Origin of the sequence: Nocardia sp. AB354 (genome assembly GCF_049538315.1) — a bacterium.
Lineage (GTDB): Bacteria > Actinomycetota > Actinomycetes > Mycobacteriales > Mycobacteriaceae > Nocardia > Nocardia nova.
In genome coordinates this window covers 109,760-127,647 of record NZ_JBMVFU010000015.1, presented here as the reverse complement: position 1 = coordinate 127,647, position 17,888 = coordinate 109,760, and the positions used below count along the sequence as shown (strand labels likewise).

Sequence of the window (17,888 nt, the reverse complement as noted above, 5' to 3'; positions counted from 1 at the left end):
TGGGAGCGCGACGGCAAACGCTTCCGGCCAGGCGCGAAAGTGGTTGTTCTTCCGCGGTTCTGGCTGCCACCGGCGCGGACGCTCGGTGACCGGTGATCGAATGTCCAACTGCCGTCTATTCGTTTCCGTGGAGTAGGACGAAACCCGTGCCGATGAGGGCGGACAGAAGACGTTAATTCCCGGACCTCCCGGGTATGACGAAAAGCGCAGTCCGCAAGTGTTACCGAAAGGAGGAACCCGATGATTATCGGTGATTTGTCTCAGATCGTGAACATGGTCGTGGGCTGGTTCGGCCAGATGCGCGGCGTGATCGGCATCTGACCCCGGTCCCTAACCCCACCCGCCGAACCGCACAGGATGCGGTTCGGCGGGTGGTGGTCTCTCGTGATCGGAAAGCTGACCGGCACAAGCCTTATCGGACGCGGCGACCTTTTCCGGAACGTCTTCGGTGCCTCACAGGTGGGCGACGGCGAAGTCCGCAGCCTCATCCGCTCTGGCGGTGTAGCTGGTCCGGTGCACTTTCCAGCTCGTGCCTTTGGGGTCGCACACCGGGTCGTTCGCGGTGCAGGTGTCGTAGGTGCGGTCCGCATAGGGGCCGGTGACGCTGTGACCGATACCGCGGATCGGGTTGCCGAACAACAGGATCGCCGCGATCTTCGGCGCCACCGACGCTGGCAGGGTGGCCACGATCGGCCCGCCGACCTTCGCGCCCGCACTGCTGATGTCGATCGAATTGTCGACCACGTTCGCGCCTTGTGAGTAACCGACCAGGACGAAGCGCTGGTTAGGGCAGGCCTTCGCCGCATCGGTCACATGTGTCACCAGGTCGCGATTGCCCTGCTGCACCGACCACGGCTCGACCGGACTGGCCGGGTACTGGACACGGTAGGCGCTGTGCGAGCGCGACAAGCGTTGTGCTAGTGCGTGATACACCGGATTGCCGACGACCGCGCCGAGGCCGGGATCGGCGCCGAGCGGTTCGCCGGTGCCGCGAGCGACGACGACGTCGACATCGGTGCACGTCGTCTGCGCCGCCGCGGGCGTGGCCGCCGAGATCCCGACCACGGCGAACGTCGCGGCGATCGACGCGACTGCGGAGACCGCAGCTATCTCGCGGACGTGGCGCGGCCTCTCCCTGTCGAACAGTCCCATCTGTGCGGTCTCCTCTGCTGATCAACCCGATACCTGAGCGGTACCGATGCTGGTCGGACGCTAGAACCGCCGGCGAGGTCAGGAGAGCCGAGGCGACGGTCTCCGTTATTTTCACCAAGACCCTCCGGCATCGCTGGTCGGGTGCACAGGGGGCCGCAACTACCGAGCAGCCGGGCTCGCAAGCGCGGTCTCAGGGTCGGGCCGACCGGACGCTGTGCACGACCAGCGCGGACCGCAGGTACCACAGGTCCGGATAGCGGTGCGCGTGAAAGCCGGTGAGTTCGGCGATGCGTCGCAGCCGGTAGTCCACGGTGTTGGGGTGCAGGTTCAGCGTCTTCCCGGTGCGGCGCCGGTTGAGGCCGGTGGCGATGTGGCAGCGCAATGTCGCCAGCAGTTCGGGGTGGTCGTCGAGCGGTGCGAGCAGAGCCCGGAGGTGCGCCACCGCCGGTCCGGGCCGGGTGAGCTGGTATTCCAGTGCGAGCTCGTCGAATCCGTACAGCCCGGCGGGCAGCTCCAGCCGTTGCGCGATGTCCAGCAGTTCGTGCGCCCGCTCGGCGGCGGCGGCGATATCGGCGATGGATGCCTCCACCACCGTGGCGGAGATCGAAAGGTGTGCTGCCCGGCCGATTTCGGCGACCAGGTGCTCGACGCCGGTTGCGGCCACCTCCGTCGCGGGGATCAGGGCCGTGCCGCCGGTCGCCGACAACTTCGACAGCGTCGCGTGGCCGGTCCGGGCCGACAGCGCGTGTCGAAGCCGTTGCGCTCGAAGGTCTTTGCCGATGATGTCGTCTTCACCGGAGTGTCGGTCCGGCTGTGTCGCCAGCGCGAGGACTCGATAGCGCTCGGAGATGCTCACGCCGTACCGATGCTCGATCTCGGACACGGGTTGCCCCTCCAGCAAAGCCGAGAGCGCGGCCTCGTACGACGCGGGGTGGCCGTCCTCGGCTCGGTCGAACTGGTGAACGCAGGCGCCGATGATCGTGGTGCTCATGGTGTTCAGCAGCTCCCCGACCAGCCTGGCGGCGGCGATGTCGTAGTGCCGGCGAGCCGATGCCATATCTGCCCGGCCGAGCCGGTTCAGCACCTCCCGTAGCGCGGCATGCAGGGCGCCGACGACGACGATCGACACCCCGTCGCGTGCCCAGGTCTGCGCGGCGTCGTCGAGTCGCGCGGAGGCGTCGCGAGGAGAGGGCGCGTGCAGGATCTCGATCGCCAGCCGCAGGCAGTCCCGCTCGGCGCCGGCCGGCGCCGTGTCTGCCGCGACGCGGGCCAGGAGCCGGCCGATCATCGCTCGCGCCGTGTCGCGAGCATCCACCGGTGCGACCGGAGCCGGACGGTTCGCCACGGTGCGGACGCTCTGTCGCGGTCGAACGAGGTGGTCGGTGGTCGGTTCGGACATTGGCTCACTCCCATCTGCCGGGAGTGCCAGCGTGCACGGCGTGCGGGTTTGCCCGCATCGGCGAAACGACGTATATCGCGCCTTACGGGTGTGCTCGGGCGGCCATCCACGCGGCGATCTGCGCCCGTTTGCCGAAGCCGAGTTTGGTGAGGATGTGGCGAACGTGGGTATCGGCGGTGCGTGGGGCGATGACCAGCCGAACAGCGATCTCGCGGTTGGTCAGCCCCTGGGCGACCAGCTGGGCGACTTCCAGCTCGCGCGCCGTCAGCGGTGACTGCGGCTCCTGGATCGCGACGTCCTCGGCATCTTCGCGCAGGGCGTAGCGACGCGCCCGCTCGCGGGGCATGGCGCGCCCGGCGGCATGCGCGCTGTCGAATGCGTCGGCGCCCAGCGCGGTGGTGGCCAGCTCCCGGAATCTCTCGTGCGGCCGCGGCATGATCGCGGCCGGGTCGGAGCCCAGCAGGTTCCACGCTGTCGCGGCGGCACCGAACAATGTCGCCGCCCGTTCGCCTTCGCCGCGCCGGGCCGCGCACCAGGCCAGCGTCTCCAGATGGTAGGCGTCGCCGAAACGACTGTCGCGCAATCGAGTCGAGGCCAGCGCGGTGCGGGCAGCGGATTCGGCGGCGTCCAGGCAGCCGGACATCACCTCGATCATGGCGATGCCGAACAGCGCCATATCGCGGTAGTAGGTGTCGCCCAGTTCGTCACTGCGCGCCGTCATTTCCCGCAGCAGGCGTAGACCTTCCGCGGGAGAGCTAGCGGTGTTGGCGATGCCGTGGTGCAACCGGGCGCGCAGTTCGTTTCGCCGGTCGCCGTGGGCGTGGAAAACCGGCACCGCCGCACCGGCCAGATCGGCCGAGAGCCGGTCCTCGAGGCGGATCTTCGCCACTTGCGCGCGCACCACATCGGACCACGCGGCGGCCAACCGGTCGCCGCGGTCGGCGGCGATCTTGTCGGCTTCATCGAGCCTGCGCAGCGTGCCGGGGATATCCGACAGCCATGCCGAGAACTGAGCGCTGGTCGCCAGTCCGTAGGCGCGGGCGGGATGGTCCGGCGAGGTGGCGGCGAGGGCGCGGTCGAGCCGGGTGCGCGCCTCGCGGTTCGCGCCCCGCAACGTCCAGTATTCGACGATCCGCTGAGTCATCGGCAGGGCGATATCGGCCTCACCGGGCTCGGTGAGCGACCACTCCAGCGCCGCGCGCAGATTCGCGTGGTCGCGCCGCAGCCGCCACACCCACGACGACTGGGCGGGACCGATCCACTCGGCATCCGCCCGCGCCGTGAGCCGGTCGAACCAGTCGCGATGTCTGCGGGCGATCCGGTTGTCGTCGGCAGCCGCGTGGAGTTCTTCCTGCCCGAACTCCCGGAGGGTCTCCAGCATCCGGTACCGGGCGTCGTCGGTGCCGTCTCGCTCCAGTACGGACTTGTCGACCAGCGCGTCGATCACGTCGAGCACGGCGGCAGGGTCGACACCGTTACCGCCGCAGACGAATTCCGCCGCCTCGAGGTCGAACGATCCGGTGAACACCGACGCCCGGCACCAGACGAGTTGTTCGGCGCGCGAACACAACTCGTAACTCCAGACGATCGTGGCGCGCAGGGTCTGCTGTCGTTCGGGCGAGACCGGTGAACCGGTGGTCAGCAGCGCCAGCCTCCGGTCCAAGCGCCGGCAGATCTGGTGCAGTGGCAGCGAACGCATGCGCGCCGCGGCCAACTCGATAGCCAACGGCACTCCGTCCAACTGGCGGCACAGTCGTGCCACATCGGCGGCGTTGTGCGCGGTGACGTCGAAATCGGACCGCGCCGCGGCGGCCCGATCGGCGAAAAGGCGGCTGCTGTCGTACCGCAGCAGTTCCGACGGTTCCGCCGTATCCGGTGGTACCGGCAGCGGCGGCACCCGCAACGTCCTCTCCCCGGGGACCGCCAGCGACTGCCTGCTCGTCGTCAGGACCGTGACCTTGCCGCACTGGGTGAGCAGCGCCGCGACGAATTCCGCGCACGCGCCGAGGACGTGCTCGCAGTTGTCCAGCACGAGCAGGACCTCGCGCTCGCGCAGATAGCCCAGCACCCGGTCGATCGCCGGCTGTTCGGAGCGGAGCTGCAGATCGAGTCGGTCGGCGACGACGTCGGCCAGCAGCGCCGGTTCGCGCATCTCGGCCAGTTCGACGAAATACACCCCGTCGCGATACGCGCGTGCGGTATCCGAGGCGACCCGGAACGCCAGCCGCGTCTTGCCCACCCCGCCCGGCCCGGTCAGCGAGACCAGACGCGCCGACCCGAGCAACCGCCGCACATCCGCGGACTCGCCGCGCCGCCCGACATAGCTGGTCAACTCCGACACCAGCCCGGTACGCACCATCCGGTCGTCCACTTTCGTCCCAGCACCCGCATTGTCAGCTCTCGGCAATCCTACTGAGCACCTTTGTCACCGTGCCCATGATTCGGGCAGGTCGACTGCGGTCCCCTCACGCCTGCGGAGGCCGACATGGTGTGCGTGGAGGCCGAGCGCGTCGCTTCGGCATTGGGACGCGGCGACTACTGGTGGCTGCCGCGCCGGCAGGACTGGACGCCGGAGCCTCGGTAGCGGTGGCGCGCCAAATGTGTTCAGGGACAAAAGAATTCGACGGCCAGAAGGGTGCACCCGATGACTGTGATCAGGAGGGCCGGCGACAACGGCAGGAACCAGAGGAGATGAGTGCCGGGCTTGCCCTCGATGCGGAACCGCTCCGGCGTGTCCGGTAGATACCTGACCCGGACGGCCCACCCGGCGTCCACGTCCGGCCCTGCCACTGGCCACGCTGCGAGACGGCGACGAACCGGTCCTCGTAGTGGCCGGCCATCGTGCGCGCTCGCGCGACGATGGCCGACTCCCGCATTTCCCGGCCGTCGACGGTGCGGAAGGCGGCCACCGGAGACGAAAACTCCACGGTCGTTTCGGTGCCATCGCTGTCGGGAACCGTCCGGTGACTACGCTCGACGGCGACGATCCGCCCCGCTACCACGGCCTCGTCCCGAGCGAAGCGCAGACCGAACCTAGCCGCCTCGGCGCTCAGAGGCAGACCACCCACCCCACGCCAGAGAAAGACCATGGCCACGAACCAGTAGCCCACGGCAGCCCCCCGCGACGCTCGTGGAACGAACTTCCAGGCCGCCACACGGCGACTTCGGAAGAGCGGCAAGTTGGTTCGGCTCGTCATCGTGCCGGCGCATCGGCGAAAAGCGACCCTGCCGCCGCTGACTTGTGGCCGCCGTCCGACTCGGCTGGCGCCGGCCAGACGAGCCACCACCGCTCGGTGCGGCAGGCCGCGCGAGGCGAAATTTTCCGTCTGGGTGACGCCACAACGTTCCGCTGAGTGGTCAGCACGGCGGTCGACGACGCCTGTGGCGACTCCGAGTGGTCCGCGCGAAAGAGGTTCGATGCACCGAAGGAACCGTGGGACGAGCCCACCAGCCACGGGACGGTGGCACCCTTGCGAAGTTCGCACGCAGCATTCTGCGCGTTGGCACACTCTGGGCACACTGGCGGTCGACAATGACTCTCAACCGAAACAGAAAATCCCCTCCGACCCTGGTCGGAGGGGATTTTCTCGGTCGGGCTGACAGGATTTGAACCTGCGACCACTTGACCCCCAGTCAAGTGCGCTACCAAGCTGCGCCACAGCCCGTTGCTCCCGCTTGCGGGTGCTCGAAGAGATTACCTCACTACCCCCTTGTTGGAGCAAATCGGCTGCTTGTGGGCAATCCGGCCCGGGGCCGCAGGCAGGGCGCGGTCCCTGATGCACGTTCGACGCCGCACTGCTGGTTCGGTTTCCGATTGTACTGCGGCACAGAGAAGTTGAGTTGCAGGACAAACTGCCGCAGTTTGCTGTTGCTGCGGCTCGGGATCGCTCCTGCAGCGATCGCATGTCAGCGCCGATCCGTCTCGGACGTGGCGGATATTGTGCTCGGGATCGAGCAAAACCTTGTTGCACCACCGGTGGCGCCACCGCTACATACGCCTGCCGATATGGTCCGAGGAGCGGGCCCGGGCGAAGGAGGCGGCGATGGTAGTGACGGCGGGTGTCGCGGCACCGGGATGGTTTACGCGGGCCATTGCGGAACTCCCCGAACATCGTGAGGTCGACGTCGGGGGCGGTGTCGTTCATCTGCGGTGCTGGGGCCGGGCGGGGACGGCCGGTGTGGTGCTGGTGCACGGCGGATCGGCGCATTCGGGCTGGTGGGACCACATCGCTCCGCTGTTGGCGGGTACGCATCGTGTGGTGGCGCTGGATTTGTCCGGGCACGGTGACAGCGCCGTGCGATCCCGATATCCGATCGAGGGCTGGGCGGACGAGGTGATAGCCGCTGCCGAGGCCGGCGGGATAGCCGGACGGCCGTACGTCATCGGGCACAGCATGGGTGGGCGAGTGAGCGCCGTGGCGGCTGCGCGGCATCGGGAATCGCTCGCGGGTCTGGTCGTCATCGATTCTCCGTTTCAGGAGCCGTCGCAAGAGTCGATCGTCCGGCAGTTGCTCCACCGGCCGAAGACGTACCCGACGCGGGACGAGATCTGTGGCCGGTTTCGAACCATTCCGGATCAGGCGGTTCTGCTTCCTTACGTCGCGCGGCACGTGGCGGAGGAATCGGTGCGAGACACCGGTGCCGGGTGGGGCTGGAAGTTCGATCCCGAGATGTTGCGCAAGCGCCTCGAGGACGGGCGTATCCCACCGCTGGGCTCGCTGCGGGTCGTGGACGCATCCGTGCTGTACATCCGATGCGAACGCGGTGTGGTGACCCGGGAGCGGGCGCTGGAGATCGCGAGCTTGTTCGGGCGGCCCGCGATGGTGGTCGAATTGGCCGAGGCCGGTCATCACCCGATGATGGATCAACCGCTTGCGCTGGTGGCGACCTTACGGACCGTCCTCGCCCAGTGGGATTCGCGCGTTCGACCGGAATAACGGCGCAGCCTGCTCCGTTCGACGTCTTATGCCGAAACCTTTCTCGGAAGCCGAGCGTCAAGAATTCCTGGCGGGCAAGCACATCGGAGTGCTGTCGGTCGCGGCTGGCGACGGGCGTCCGCCCGCCACCGCGCCGATCTGGTACGACTACACCCCGGGCGGCAATATTCGCATCAACACCGGCGCGGCGCGCCGCAAGGCCAGGCTGGTGCGGGAAGCCGGCGTGGTGACACTGACGGTGCAGCGCGAAGAGTTGCCCTATCAGTACGTCATCGTCGAGGGCACGGTCGTGGAGGCCGCCACCCCCTCGCCCCGGGAGGCGCGGGTGAGCATCGCCAGCCGCTATCTCGGTCCGGAGGAGGGCCGCGCCTTCGCGGACCGGATGGACGGCAACGACTCCGTACTGTTCACCATCCGCCCCGACCGCTGGATCAGCCAGGACTACTCGGGCGATCTCTGACAGCACTGTTCGGGCGTCCGGTCGGCGAAGTAGTTTGCTCGACATGAGCAGGTTCAGCCGGCGGTGGTCGCCCGTTCGTTCTCGGTCCGCCGGTGGGTCGTGAAGGATCGACTCGGCGACGGCGCAGGCGACGCGCGAGAATTCGGTGGCCGGCCACATGATTCTTCTTGCCGCCGGACAGGCCGTCGGCCTCGACGACTGCGCGGCGCGGGCGGTATCGTCCGCCGCCTGACCGAGGCAGCGGTAGCGGCACTGGAGAACTCGGCCAAGCGAATCAAGCTGTCCGACCGAACTATTGCCGCCGAATTCGTCGACGCCCGCATACCACCGTCATCCACCGTGTCGAACGCCGGCGACTGCGGGCGTCGTGATGTTTCGCCACGAAGTCGTGATCACACCGTGCTGATAGAAGGGAGCGGCACGGAAGCGTTCGCCGATGACGCCGGGCTACCATCTGTTTCGCTCTCCGGTTCCGAATAAGACTCCGCTTCAACGACTTCCGACCAGCCCTGGCGTGCGAGCAGCGCATTTCGATGCGATGTTCACGCGGAAGCCACTCGGGCACTCAGATGTTTACTGAACGGTAGCCATGGCTAATTCGTGGCGGGGGCCTCCCTGTTTCACCCGATCGAAACTGCTCGACCTCTCACCGATGCACCCCTGATCGATTACTCGTTCCGGACCGCATCGGCCGCAAGTCAGAATGTTCGTCGAAAGGACTGAGGGACAGTGCATTACCTATGTTCGAGCTCGGCCATGGTTTCGTCGGCCGGTGGTGGCCGGTGACAGCCGAGATGGAGATCCTCGAACTGACAGACGAGTTCTACCAGGATCCGCATGCGACCTATCGGGCGCTGCGCGAGCGCGGTCCCCTGCATCGCATTCGATTGGACGGTGTGGTCGGCTGGTTGATCGTCGATCACGACGTGGCCAGGCAAGCCTTGGCGGAGCCGACCATCAGCAAGCGCATCGGGTCGCCCGAGGGACAGGCCGTGCTGGCCAAAAACGGTGCGGCCGAGATGTTCAACACCGCCATCGGCGACAACATGCTGTTCGCCGATCCGCCACAGCACACGCGTCTGCGCCGCCTCGTGGCGAAGGCGTTCGCGGGCCCCGCCATCCGCGATCTGCAACCGAGAATCACCTCGATCGCCGACACCCTGCTCGCCGACATCAGCGCGCGAACGACTGTCGACCTCATCGACAGCTACGCGTTCCGGCTGCCGATCGCGGTAATCTGCGAGCTGCTCGGGGTGCCCGACGACGACAAGGCAGACTTCCGCTCGTGGACCGCCGTGGTCGTCGGCGACACGGCCACGAACGAGGAACGCGCCGCCGCCGGGGTCACATACTTCACCTACCTGACGAAGTTGATCGCCGAACGCACCGACGACCCCCGTGACGACCTGCTGTCCCACCTGATCATCGCGAAAGACCATGAGGACCGGCTGGACCAGCAGGAACTCATCGCCATGCTGCTCCTGCTGCTGATAGCGGGGCATGAGACCACGGTCAATCTGATCGGCAACTCGGTACTCGAGCTACTGCGCGAGCCCGCGATCGCCGAGCGGTTGCGCGCGGACCCCGAGGCGATACCCGCCTACGTCGAGGAGATCCTGCGCTGCCAGGGGTCGCTGCACTTGGCCACGGCCCGCTACACCACCGCCCCGATCACGTTGGGCGATCGGCACATCGACGTGGACGAATTCATCCTCATCTCGCTCGCCGCCGCCAACCGCGACCCCGCCCGGTTCGCCGAGCCGGACCGCATCGACCTCGAACGACCCGGGAACCGGCACATCGCCTTCGGACACGGCATCCATCACTGTCTCGGTGCCGCCCTGGCACGAATGGAGGCCACGACCGCGATCTCGAGGCTGCTGGCCACGTTCCCGGATCTGTCGCTCGACGGCGAATTCAGTAACCTGACCTGGCGAAAGAGCCTGCTGATTCACGGCTTGACCAGCCTGCCGGTCCGGCTGGCCGCACACACGCAATCTCGCACCGGGCCCGTGACCGACACGGACCGCGTCTCCGTCATGGCCTGACCCGGCCGTCGACACGACGAGTGGTACATCGCGGCAATCCCATTCCGGCTCGGCCCCAGCGATGTACCACTCACCCGTGAGGGTGCCAGGAGAGTGACGGGCACCACGCGGCCTGTGACGCAACCGGTCTCACGAACGCTCGGTGAGGCGGTCGACGTCATTTTCGACCCGCTGCCCACTCGCTACGGCGAGCATCGCGACTTCGTCGAGCTCTTGGGTAGCTTGGCCGTGGCCGAGGTATTCGATACGGCAGGCCAGACGGTTATGGTCCATGTCGTTGACCATGACACCTGCACGCCATCACCGGCGCTGATGTGCCGCCGGCAACGCCTCCGCGTCATGCTCGCCACCTGGCCCGCCGACGACGACCCTGAGCACAATGCTCGCCAATTCAACGACCTCGCTGAACGTCAGCTGCCGTGGAAGTCGGGCGACGCGATCCGTCTGCGGAAGTTCGCTTGGTCGACCACCGCAGTCTCGCCGCACGTACAGCTCAGAGCTGTGGCCGAGGCCTCTCCACCTGCTGGCAGGGCTGCCTAGAGTCTTGTGAGACATGAACTTTGGAGGTTAATGTCGATTCCTGGTGTCGTAGGTCGCCGTCTGGGCGTAAGCAACAATGATCGCAAGGCCGATGCCGACCCACAGTCGTTTCCCGCGGCGGGTGAACGACGGAAAGGACCTTCGATGACGTCCGGCTCAGCTTCAGCCCCGACTTTGATGGCGGTCATGGCCCACCCGGATGACGAATCCACCAGCGCGGGAGGCGTTTTGAGCCTGTATGCACGGCGGGGGGTGCGTACCGTTCTGGTCACCTGCACGAACGGCGAGTACGGTGACGGAATCGACGGTGCGAAACCTGGCTCCGCGGGCCACAATGCGGAGCGGGTTGCCCGAACACGTCTTGTGGAGTTGCGGACAGCGTGTGCGCATCTCGGTGTCGGCACACTCGAACTTCTTTCTCACCACGATTCGGGCTCGATCGATCAGGTGCGTCCGGCGTGCACCGTCTTCGCTGACATACCACTGCAGACCGTCGCCGAGGAGTTGGGCGCGCTCGTCGAAAAACACCGCCCGCAGGTTGTCGTCACTCACGAGCCGACCGGCACCCGGCATGTGGACCACATTCATACCGCGCGCGCGACAGAAGCTGCCGTTCGCGCGGGTGGCGTGGCGGCGAAGTTGTATTACGCGGCGCACGGGACCCTGTATTGGACGCGGTTGCGAAATGCTCTGCGCGAGGCGGGAATCGACTATCCCGAACCCGACCGCAGCCGGCGCGCGGTCACCGACGGTATCGATGAACACGTGGCCGCGCGCGTCGACATCCGCTCGGTCGTGTCCAGGAAGCGGTCGGCACTGTTTTCCCATGCCAGCCAGATCCATACCTCCACGACCGCGAAAGTTCCGGAGGAACTCTGGCCCACCGTCTTCGCCGTGGAAGAGTACATTCGCGCATTCGATGTCACCGGGGCGCCGACACCGGAAGACGATCTCTTCGCCGGGCTCATCTGAGCGCCGAACAAGGAACCGACACGCTGACCGGGCCGAGGCCAGTCGAGAGGTGTCGAGTTTGCGGGTCGCACGGCGGAAGGGTACCCCTCATGACGAAACAGACGAGCGCGCTTAGGTTTTCGGTCCTGGATACTGCGCCGATCGTGCAAGGATCGAACGCGAGCCAGGCGCTGCGTGAGTGCGTCGAGCTGGCACAGTTCGTCGACGGTCTCGGCTACCACCGGTTTTGGATACCCGAGCACCACGGAATGCGCGGAGTAGCAAGTGCCGCACCGGCAGTCGTCATCGACCGCGTCGCATCGCTGACCCACCACATGCGGGTAGGAGCCGGTGGTGTCATGACACCGAACCACTCGCCCATCGTGATCGCAGAACAATTCGGCACGCTGGAGGCCTTCCACCCTGCGCGGATCGACCTCGGACTCGGACGGGCCCTGGGTGGGCCGCGCGAGGTCACCGACCGCATCCGCAGCCCCCACGATCGGGCAGCCACGCCCTTCGAAGACCAGATCCGGGAGCTGCTGGAGCTGTTCGACGAACAGAGCGAGGACCGCGCCGCGGCAGTGCCGGCCGAAGGAAACCGGCCCGAAATCTGGCTGCTCGGAAGCAGCGACTACACCGCGCGGGTCGCGGGTGCTCTCGGTCTTCCTTTCGCCGCGGCCCACCACCTTCAACCGCACGACACGATCGCGGCCACCCACGTCTACCGGCAAGCTTTTCAGCCGTCGACATTGTGCCCGGCGCCGCGGACCATGATCAGCGTGGCAGTGATCGCCGCCGAAACCGACGAGCGCGCGCAGTGGCTTTCCGGACCATTGAGGATGAAGACCGCACGGCGAAAAGAGGGACAGCCGATACGTTTACCCAGCCCGCAGACCGCCGAACGCTATGGGTATGCGACCCGGCGAGCGGCCGCGGACGAACTGGAGGGCGTCTTCGTCGGATCGCCGTCGACTGTGGTGACGCGCTTGCAGGACTTGGCAGAGGCCACTCGAGCGGATGAACTTCTGATCAAGACCGACCTCTACCGCCCGAGCGACCGGGGCGAGTCGTTCAAGCTGCTGGCCGATGCCTTTCTCGCGCTCTGTCACAGGCAAACCCCGTAGCAGCCCAGCCAGCGGATCGTCTGCGTCCAGTTGACTGCTCCGCGCTCGTTTCCGGTTCCTCGGGTTCGGGCTCTGTGGGCTCCTTTTGAGATCGGCAGGGGGGTGGCAACCAGCAGTATCAGTGGTGGGAGCGGAATCCGATGCCGCGGCATCCGGCGTTTGCGGCGCGGATTCCGTATTCGGGACCGTGCATCGGTCCGGAAGTAAGCTACCGTGCTGGTTTTCTCTGAAGACGTTGGACTGCAACGATTTACGGTAGGGTCACCTGGCGTGCCCACACCACGAATGGCAGGCCGTCTCGCAGCAGGCGGAAGGGGACACGTTCCCGCACCGCGCGAGAGGGGAACGCGTTGAACGACATAGACCCGGGTGCATCTCGGATCGCGTACGGTTCCGGGGAATCCGGTGGCTCACGCGTGCGGTTGGATGCCCCCTCGTTCGCGGCCGATCCGCACCGGGCCTACGAAGACATGCGACGACACGGCCCGCTGGTACCGGTCGAGCTCGCTTCGGGTGTGCCTGCGACGTTGGTGATCGGCTACCAGGTGGCGGTGCAGCTCCTCAACGACGAGCACCATTTCCCGGCCGATTCTCGCCGATGGGAGAAGAACGTCTCGTCGGACTGCCCGCTACTGCCGATGCTGGGCTACCGCCAGAATGCGCTGCGAACCGCGGGCGCCGAACACGAGCGATACCGGCGGACCATCTTCGCGGCGTTGGAAACCGTCAACCTGCACAAGATGCACGGCTCGGTTGCGCGGGCCGCCGAGTCGCTGATCAACAGCTTCTGTGAGCGCGGTACCGCGGATTTGCGGATGGACTACGCCTATCCACTGACCTTTCGTGTCCTCAGTGAACTGATGGGTTTCCCCGAAGGCGCCGCGGCCGAGGCTTATCAGGGGATGGCCGCGATGCTGGAGGGGGTAGGCGCCGAGGAAGGACAGCAGCGATTCGTCGAGGCTCTGATCGGAGTGGTCCGCCAGAAGCAGGTCGAACCCGGCGACGATCTGACCTCGGAGTTGCTGAGGCATCCGGACAAGCTCGATCTCATGGAGATGGTGAACCAGTCGGCGCTGCTGTTCTCGATGGGCACGGAGCCGACCTGCAATCTGATCCTCAACGCGTTGCTGCTGTTGATGACCGACGACCAATACGGTGGCGAGGTCCTCAGCGGCGCCATGACTACCCGGGATGCCATCGATGCCGTGTTGTTCGAGGACCCGCCGCTGGCGAACTGGTGCGTGAGCTACCCCAAACAGCCCCAACTCGTCCGCGATGTGTGGCTGCCTGCCGATGAACCGGTGGTGATCAGCCTGGCCGCCTGCAACAACGACCCCGCTGTGAGCGGCGACCGCAAAGGCAACCGGTCGCACCTGGCATGGGGGGCCGGTCCCCATACCTGCCCGGCGCAGTCGCTCGCCCTGACGATCGCCTCGCAGTGCATCGACGTACTCCTCGACGCTTTGCCGGATATCCGTCCGCAAAAACCTGTGCGGCAACTGGATTGGCGGCCCGGTCAGTTCCATCGTGCCTTGGCGTCGCTACCGGTTCGGTTTCCGGCCTGCCCGCCGATGCGTTTGGCCTGAGGGGTCGAACGTTGTCCTGCATGGTTATTCGATGTGTCAGTATCGGCACTCTCTGTGCCGCAACAGCATGCAGGTAACGCAATCGTGGTTGTATTGCGCAGCAATCGAATTCATGTTGTTCTGCGCCGAAAAACAAGTGGTCGCGTAGATGTTCGGATAATCTGCAGCTTGTAGCGGTCTGGAGAAGGTGTGCACCGTCCGACCGCACCGCTGTCAGAGCCTCCCATGGCTACTCATCGAAAGGCAGATCCCACAATGACAACGACCTCGCAGCATTCCGAAATCTCGACCGGGCAACAGGCCCGCGAGATTGACGCGGTCGTCGTCGGAGCCGGATTCGCCGGGCTTCATATGCTGCACAAACTGCGCGAGCTCGGGCTTTCGGTGCAGGTATACGAAGCAGGCGGCGGACTCGGTGGCACCTGGTACCGGAACCGCTATCCGGGCGCACGCGTCGATGTGAAGAGTATGTACTACAACTACTCCTTCGACCCGGAGCTCGAGCAGGAGTGGGAGTGGACGGAGAAGCTGCCGCCGCAACCAGAGTTGCTCCGCTACATCAATCACGTCGCGGACCGTTTCGATCTGCGCAAGGACGTGCAATTGCGGACCCGGGTCACCGCCGCGGTCTACGACGAGTCCACCGCGCGGTGGCGCATCACGACCGATCGGGGCGAGGTCGTCTCAGCGAGGTTCGCCATCATGGCGACGGGCTGCCTGTCGGTGCCGAAGATGGTGGAGATTCCCGGCATCGAGACGTTCCGGGGCCGCAGTTTCCACACCGGCGAATGGCCCGAGCAGGAGGTCGATTTCACCGGCCGGAGGGTCGCCGTGATCGGCACCGGTTCCTCTGGGGTGCAGGTCATTCCGCTCGTCGCCGAAACAGCCCAGCACCTCACTGTGTTTCAGCGGACCCCGAACTATGTTCTTCCCGCCGGCAATCACCCGATCGATCCCGAATTCCAGACCCGGATCAAGTCGCGCTATCGCGAAGTGCGCAAGGCCAACCGGGAATCGTCCTTCGGAATCGCCCAGCCTGAGGCCACCAAGGGCGCTCTCGAGGTGAGCGAGGAAGAGCGAACAGCCTTCTATCGCAGGGTATGGGAAGACAAGAACAGCGAACTGGTCAGCATGCTGGTCGGATTCACGGACCTGCTCGCCGACGAAGCCGCCAACGAGACCGCAGCCCAGTTCATCCGCGACCGGATCGCCGAGACCGTGTCAGATCCCGCTGTCGCCCGGCTCCTTCAGCCCACCGGCCTCTTCGGCGTCAAGCGTCCGGTCCTGGGGACCGACTATTACGAGACCTTCAATCGTCCCAATGTCCGGCTCGTGGATGTTCGCGCGACCCCGCTGACCAGGGTTACCGAATCCGGTCTCGTGACGACGCAGGAGAGTTTCGAGTTCGACGACATCATCTATGCCACCGGATACGACGCCATGACCGGCGCGCTCAACGCGATCGATATTCGCGGCCGGAATGACGCGTCGCTGCGGAAGAAGTGGGCCGCCGGGCCCGTCACCTACCTCGGTCTTGCCGTGGCAGGCTTCCCGAATCTGTTCGTGATCGCCGGCCCGGGTAGCCCGTCTGTCCTGTCGAACATGATGGTGTCGATCGAGCAGCACGTCGACTGGGTGGCGGCCGCGATCGACGCGTTGCGATCCAAAGGCATCACAACCATCGAGGCCGAGGCCGAGGCGGAGCAGGAATGGACTCGGCACGTCGACGAAGTCGGCAATATGACGCTCTATCCCAAGGTGGACTCCTGGTATGTGGGATCGAATGTGCCGGGCAAACCGAGGGTGATGTACGCCTACATCGGCGGCGTGGGAGCGTATCGCGAAAAGTGCGACCATGTCGCCGCCGACGACTACGACGGTTTCACTCTGACCCGGTGAGCAAGGTACTGCCGGTGCAGGGACACGGCACCGCGTGCCCCTGTGGCGGTGGGGGCGGATACGGTGCGGGCGCCGAGCACGTGGCGGTTGATCGGTCCACGGCCCAAGCCGCACGAGAATGTGTCACTGCCGCCACGACATATGACGAATTGCCGCGCCGCCGAACAGCGGGAATGGAGCTGGCGCGCGGGTGCGCGTGTGCGTGCTGGGGTGGCGGTCGGGCACAGCGAAGCTGTGACGAGCGCCGAATCATGTTGCGCGGCTGGCAAATTCGCGGTGACGATCGACAGCTGTCGGCGCAGCGATGACACCTGCCGAGTCGGGCGGGCACGATCATTTCACCGTGAGTTCGACCACCGGGAGGGTGAGCGGTGGTGGGTGTGAGGTTAGCCATCGCTCGGGGTCCAAGGTCACCGCGTGGCGTGGCGTAAGGCTCGTTGATCGGTGACTTCGGCCTGCGGGCGTCGAGCAGAGTGGCGGCGACGATGGAATTGTCTCCGTTTGCTGGGCGAGAGGTGACTGCGATGGGGGCGCTGTTCGGACTTGCGGCGCGTGCGCTGGTCGCGCGTGAGCGCTGATCATCCGGGGCTGCTCGACTTCCGGGTCCTGTTCCACCCCTGAGGGATCGAAGGAGCAGAAATGCACAATAAGTCGCGACTGACGATAGCGATGTGTGCCGCGCTTCTGGTGCCGGTGGTGGCGTGTTCGGGTACGCCACAGCGAACCGCGTCGCCACAGCAGTCGCAGTCCGTTCCGGCCGAGTCGACCCGAACCAACGCCATGGCGGCGATGCACGGGGAAGCATTCGCCCATGCGAAATACCGGGCGTATGCGGATCAGGCCCAGCACAGCGGCGAGCCTCGGGTAGCGCAGGAATTCCGCACCGCGGCACAGACCGAGCTGTCGGATCATTTCACCCGCGAGGCCGATCTGGTCGGTCTGGGTGGTGACACCGCGGCGAATCTGCGTGACGCGATCGCCGGCGAATCCACTGAATCGACGACCATGTACCCGGGCTTCGCCGCACAGGCGACAGCGGCGGGTGACGCTGCTGCGGCGCAGCTGTTCTCCGCGATCGCCGGCGATGAAGCAGCGCACGCACGCGACTTCTCGATCGCCTTGGCGACGCTCACCGATCCCGCTGCGGGCGCCGGGGTTCCGGCAGGGCCCGATGTCACCGCGACGTCGATCACGCCGGGACCGGCGAAGTCGTCGGGTGCGACCCTGGCCAACCTGCGCACGGCCATGCAGGGTGAGGCGTTCGCCTTCGCGAAATACAGCCGATATGCCCGCCAGGCTCGTGAGGCGGGGAACCCGCAGATCGCGCAGCTGTTCTCCCGCACCGCCCAGGTGGAGCTCGACGAGCACTTCGCCGAAGAAGCGACGCCGGCCGGACTGGTGGCCTCCGACGTCGCCGCCGATCTCACCGACGCGATAGCAGGGGAGAAGCACGAAGCCGAGTCGATGTATCCCGACTATGCCGCCCAAGCCGACAAGGCCGGAAACCCCCAGGCGGCCGACCTGTTTCGAGAGATTGCGGCCGACGAAAAGGCCCACGAGCAAGCCTTCCAACAGGCTCTCGATGCCCTGTGACCCGCCGGGACGCTGTCGCCGGCCCAGCGGTGGATTCTGTGGCCGGCAGTGCCCGATCGCTCCGATCACGAACAGTTCACAACCCACGTCGGAGCACTCGGCCGGCCGGAGGCGGTTGTCGGATATCTCCACCCAGTGGGTAGAAGGGGATGCTCGACGTGGCGGCCGAGCACTGCCTCGAGAGCATCGTCTCGAA

At 66.2% G+C, this 17,888-nt stretch carries 13 protein-coding genes and 1 tRNA gene; 10 read left to right on the top strand and 4 right to left on the bottom strand.

From position 1 onward, the window contains the following. Positions 1 to 453: 453 nt before the first annotated feature. From ACPCUW_RS21920 to ACPCUW_RS21905, 4 genes are all read right to left on the bottom strand, one after another. Complete coding sequence (locus ACPCUW_RS21920; RefSeq protein WP_423426780.1) at positions 454 to 1,152, bottom strand: cutinase family protein; 699 nt, start codon at positions 1,150 to 1,152, stop codon at positions 454 to 456. Positions 1,153 to 1,342: 190 nt separating this feature from the next. Next, entirely contained in the window at positions 1,343 to 2,551 is a 1,209-nt protein-coding gene (locus tag ACPCUW_RS21915) for a PucR family transcriptional regulator (RefSeq protein ID WP_423426779.1), read from the bottom strand. Between the two features lie 82 nt (positions 2,552 to 2,633). Further along, the gene (locus tag ACPCUW_RS21910; RefSeq protein ID WP_423426777.1) at positions 2,634 to 4,910 is read right to left on the bottom strand and encodes an ATP-binding protein; all 2,277 of its coding nucleotides are present in this window, start codon (positions 4,908 to 4,910) and stop codon (positions 2,634 to 2,636) included. A gap of 1,232 nt (positions 4,911 to 6,142) precedes the next feature. Continuing rightward, positions 6,143 to 6,216 (bottom strand) — tRNA-Pro (locus ACPCUW_RS21905). 378 nt (positions 6,217 to 6,594) lie between these two features. Between ACPCUW_RS21905 and ACPCUW_RS21900 the strand changes: the two genes are divergently transcribed. The 10 genes from ACPCUW_RS21900 to ACPCUW_RS21855 all read left to right on the top strand — a co-directional run bounded on the left by ACPCUW_RS21900 (position 6,595) and on the right by ACPCUW_RS21855 (position 17,692). Continuing rightward, positions 6,595 to 7,488, top strand: a complete 894-nt coding sequence (locus ACPCUW_RS21900) for an alpha/beta fold hydrolase (RefSeq protein WP_423426775.1) — start codon at positions 6,595 to 6,597, stop codon at positions 7,486 to 7,488. Positions 7,489 to 7,516: 28 nt separating this feature from the next. Then, positions 7,517 to 7,948, top strand: a complete 432-nt coding sequence (locus ACPCUW_RS21895; RefSeq protein WP_423426774.1) for a pyridoxamine 5'-phosphate oxidase family protein — start codon at positions 7,517 to 7,519, stop codon at positions 7,946 to 7,948. 63 nt (positions 7,949 to 8,011) lie between these two features. After that, positions 8,012 to 8,428, top strand: coding sequence for a hypothetical protein (locus ACPCUW_RS21890; RefSeq protein ID WP_423426772.1), 417 nt, complete (start codon positions 8,012 to 8,014; stop codon positions 8,426 to 8,428). 302 nt (positions 8,429 to 8,730) lie between these two features. Next, positions 8,731 to 9,996 (top strand): cytochrome P450 family protein, encoded by a 1,266-nt coding sequence (locus ACPCUW_RS21885; protein ID WP_423426770.1) that lies wholly within the window; start codon positions 8,731 to 8,733, stop codon positions 9,994 to 9,996. Between the two features lie 93 nt (positions 9,997 to 10,089). Next, complete coding sequence (locus tag ACPCUW_RS21880; protein ID WP_423426768.1) at positions 10,090 to 10,536, top strand: hypothetical protein; 447 nt, start codon at positions 10,090 to 10,092, stop codon at positions 10,534 to 10,536. 30 nt (positions 10,537 to 10,566) lie between these two features. Continuing rightward, a complete protein-coding gene (locus ACPCUW_RS21875) occupies positions 10,567 to 11,508 on the top strand; it encodes a PIG-L deacetylase family protein (protein WP_423426767.1) in 942 nt (313 codons plus the stop codon). Between the two features lie 89 nt (positions 11,509 to 11,597). Then, positions 11,598 to 12,614, top strand: coding sequence for an LLM class flavin-dependent oxidoreductase (locus ACPCUW_RS21870; RefSeq protein WP_423426765.1), 1,017 nt, complete (start codon positions 11,598 to 11,600; stop codon positions 12,612 to 12,614). Positions 12,615 to 13,030: 416 nt separating this feature from the next. Continuing rightward, positions 13,031 to 14,200 (top strand): cytochrome P450, encoded by a 1,170-nt coding sequence (locus tag ACPCUW_RS21865; RefSeq protein WP_423426763.1) that lies wholly within the window; start codon positions 13,031 to 13,033, stop codon positions 14,198 to 14,200. Between the two features lie 255 nt (positions 14,201 to 14,455). Beyond that, on the top strand, positions 14,456 to 16,099 hold the full coding sequence (locus ACPCUW_RS21860) for a flavin-containing monooxygenase (RefSeq protein ID WP_423426761.1): 1,644 nt from the start codon (positions 14,456 to 14,458) through the stop codon (positions 16,097 to 16,099). A gap of 639 nt (positions 16,100 to 16,738) precedes the next feature. Next, the gene (locus ACPCUW_RS21855) at positions 16,739 to 17,692 is read left to right on the top strand and encodes a ferritin family protein (RefSeq protein ID WP_423426760.1); all 954 of its coding nucleotides are present in this window, start codon (positions 16,739 to 16,741) and stop codon (positions 17,690 to 17,692) included. Positions 17,693 to 17,888: the final 196 nt, after the last annotated feature.

What these genes read in the sequence shown, in the direction of transcription:
- ACPCUW_RS21920 (WP_423426780.1), bottom strand. Translation starts at nt 1,152, where the DNA reads ATGGGACTGTTCGACAGGGAGAGGCCGCGCCACGTCCGCGAGATAGCT.
- ACPCUW_RS21915 (WP_423426779.1), bottom strand. Translation starts at nt 2,551, where the DNA reads ATGTCCGAACCGACCACCGACCACCTCGTTCGACCGCGACAGAGCGTC.
- ACPCUW_RS21910 (WP_423426777.1), bottom strand. Translation starts at nt 4,910, where the DNA reads ATGGTGCGTACCGGGCTGGTGTCGGAGTTGACCAGCTATGTCGGGCGG.
- ACPCUW_RS21900 (WP_423426775.1), top strand. Translation starts at nt 6,595, where the DNA reads ATGGTAGTGACGGCGGGTGTCGCGGCACCGGGATGGTTTACGCGGGCC.
- ACPCUW_RS21895 (WP_423426774.1), top strand. Translation starts at nt 7,517, where the DNA reads ATGCCGAAACCTTTCTCGGAAGCCGAGCGTCAAGAATTCCTGGCGGGC.
- ACPCUW_RS21875 (WP_423426767.1), top strand. Translation starts at nt 10,567, where the DNA reads ATGTCGATTCCTGGTGTCGTAGGTCGCCGTCTGGGCGTAAGCAACAAT.
- ACPCUW_RS21870 (WP_423426765.1), top strand. Translation starts at nt 11,598, where the DNA reads ATGACGAAACAGACGAGCGCGCTTAGGTTTTCGGTCCTGGATACTGCG.
- ACPCUW_RS21860 (WP_423426761.1), top strand. Translation starts at nt 14,456, where the DNA reads ATGACAACGACCTCGCAGCATTCCGAAATCTCGACCGGGCAACAGGCC.
- ACPCUW_RS21855 (WP_423426760.1), top strand. Translation starts at nt 16,739, where the DNA reads ATGCACAATAAGTCGCGACTGACGATAGCGATGTGTGCCGCGCTTCTG.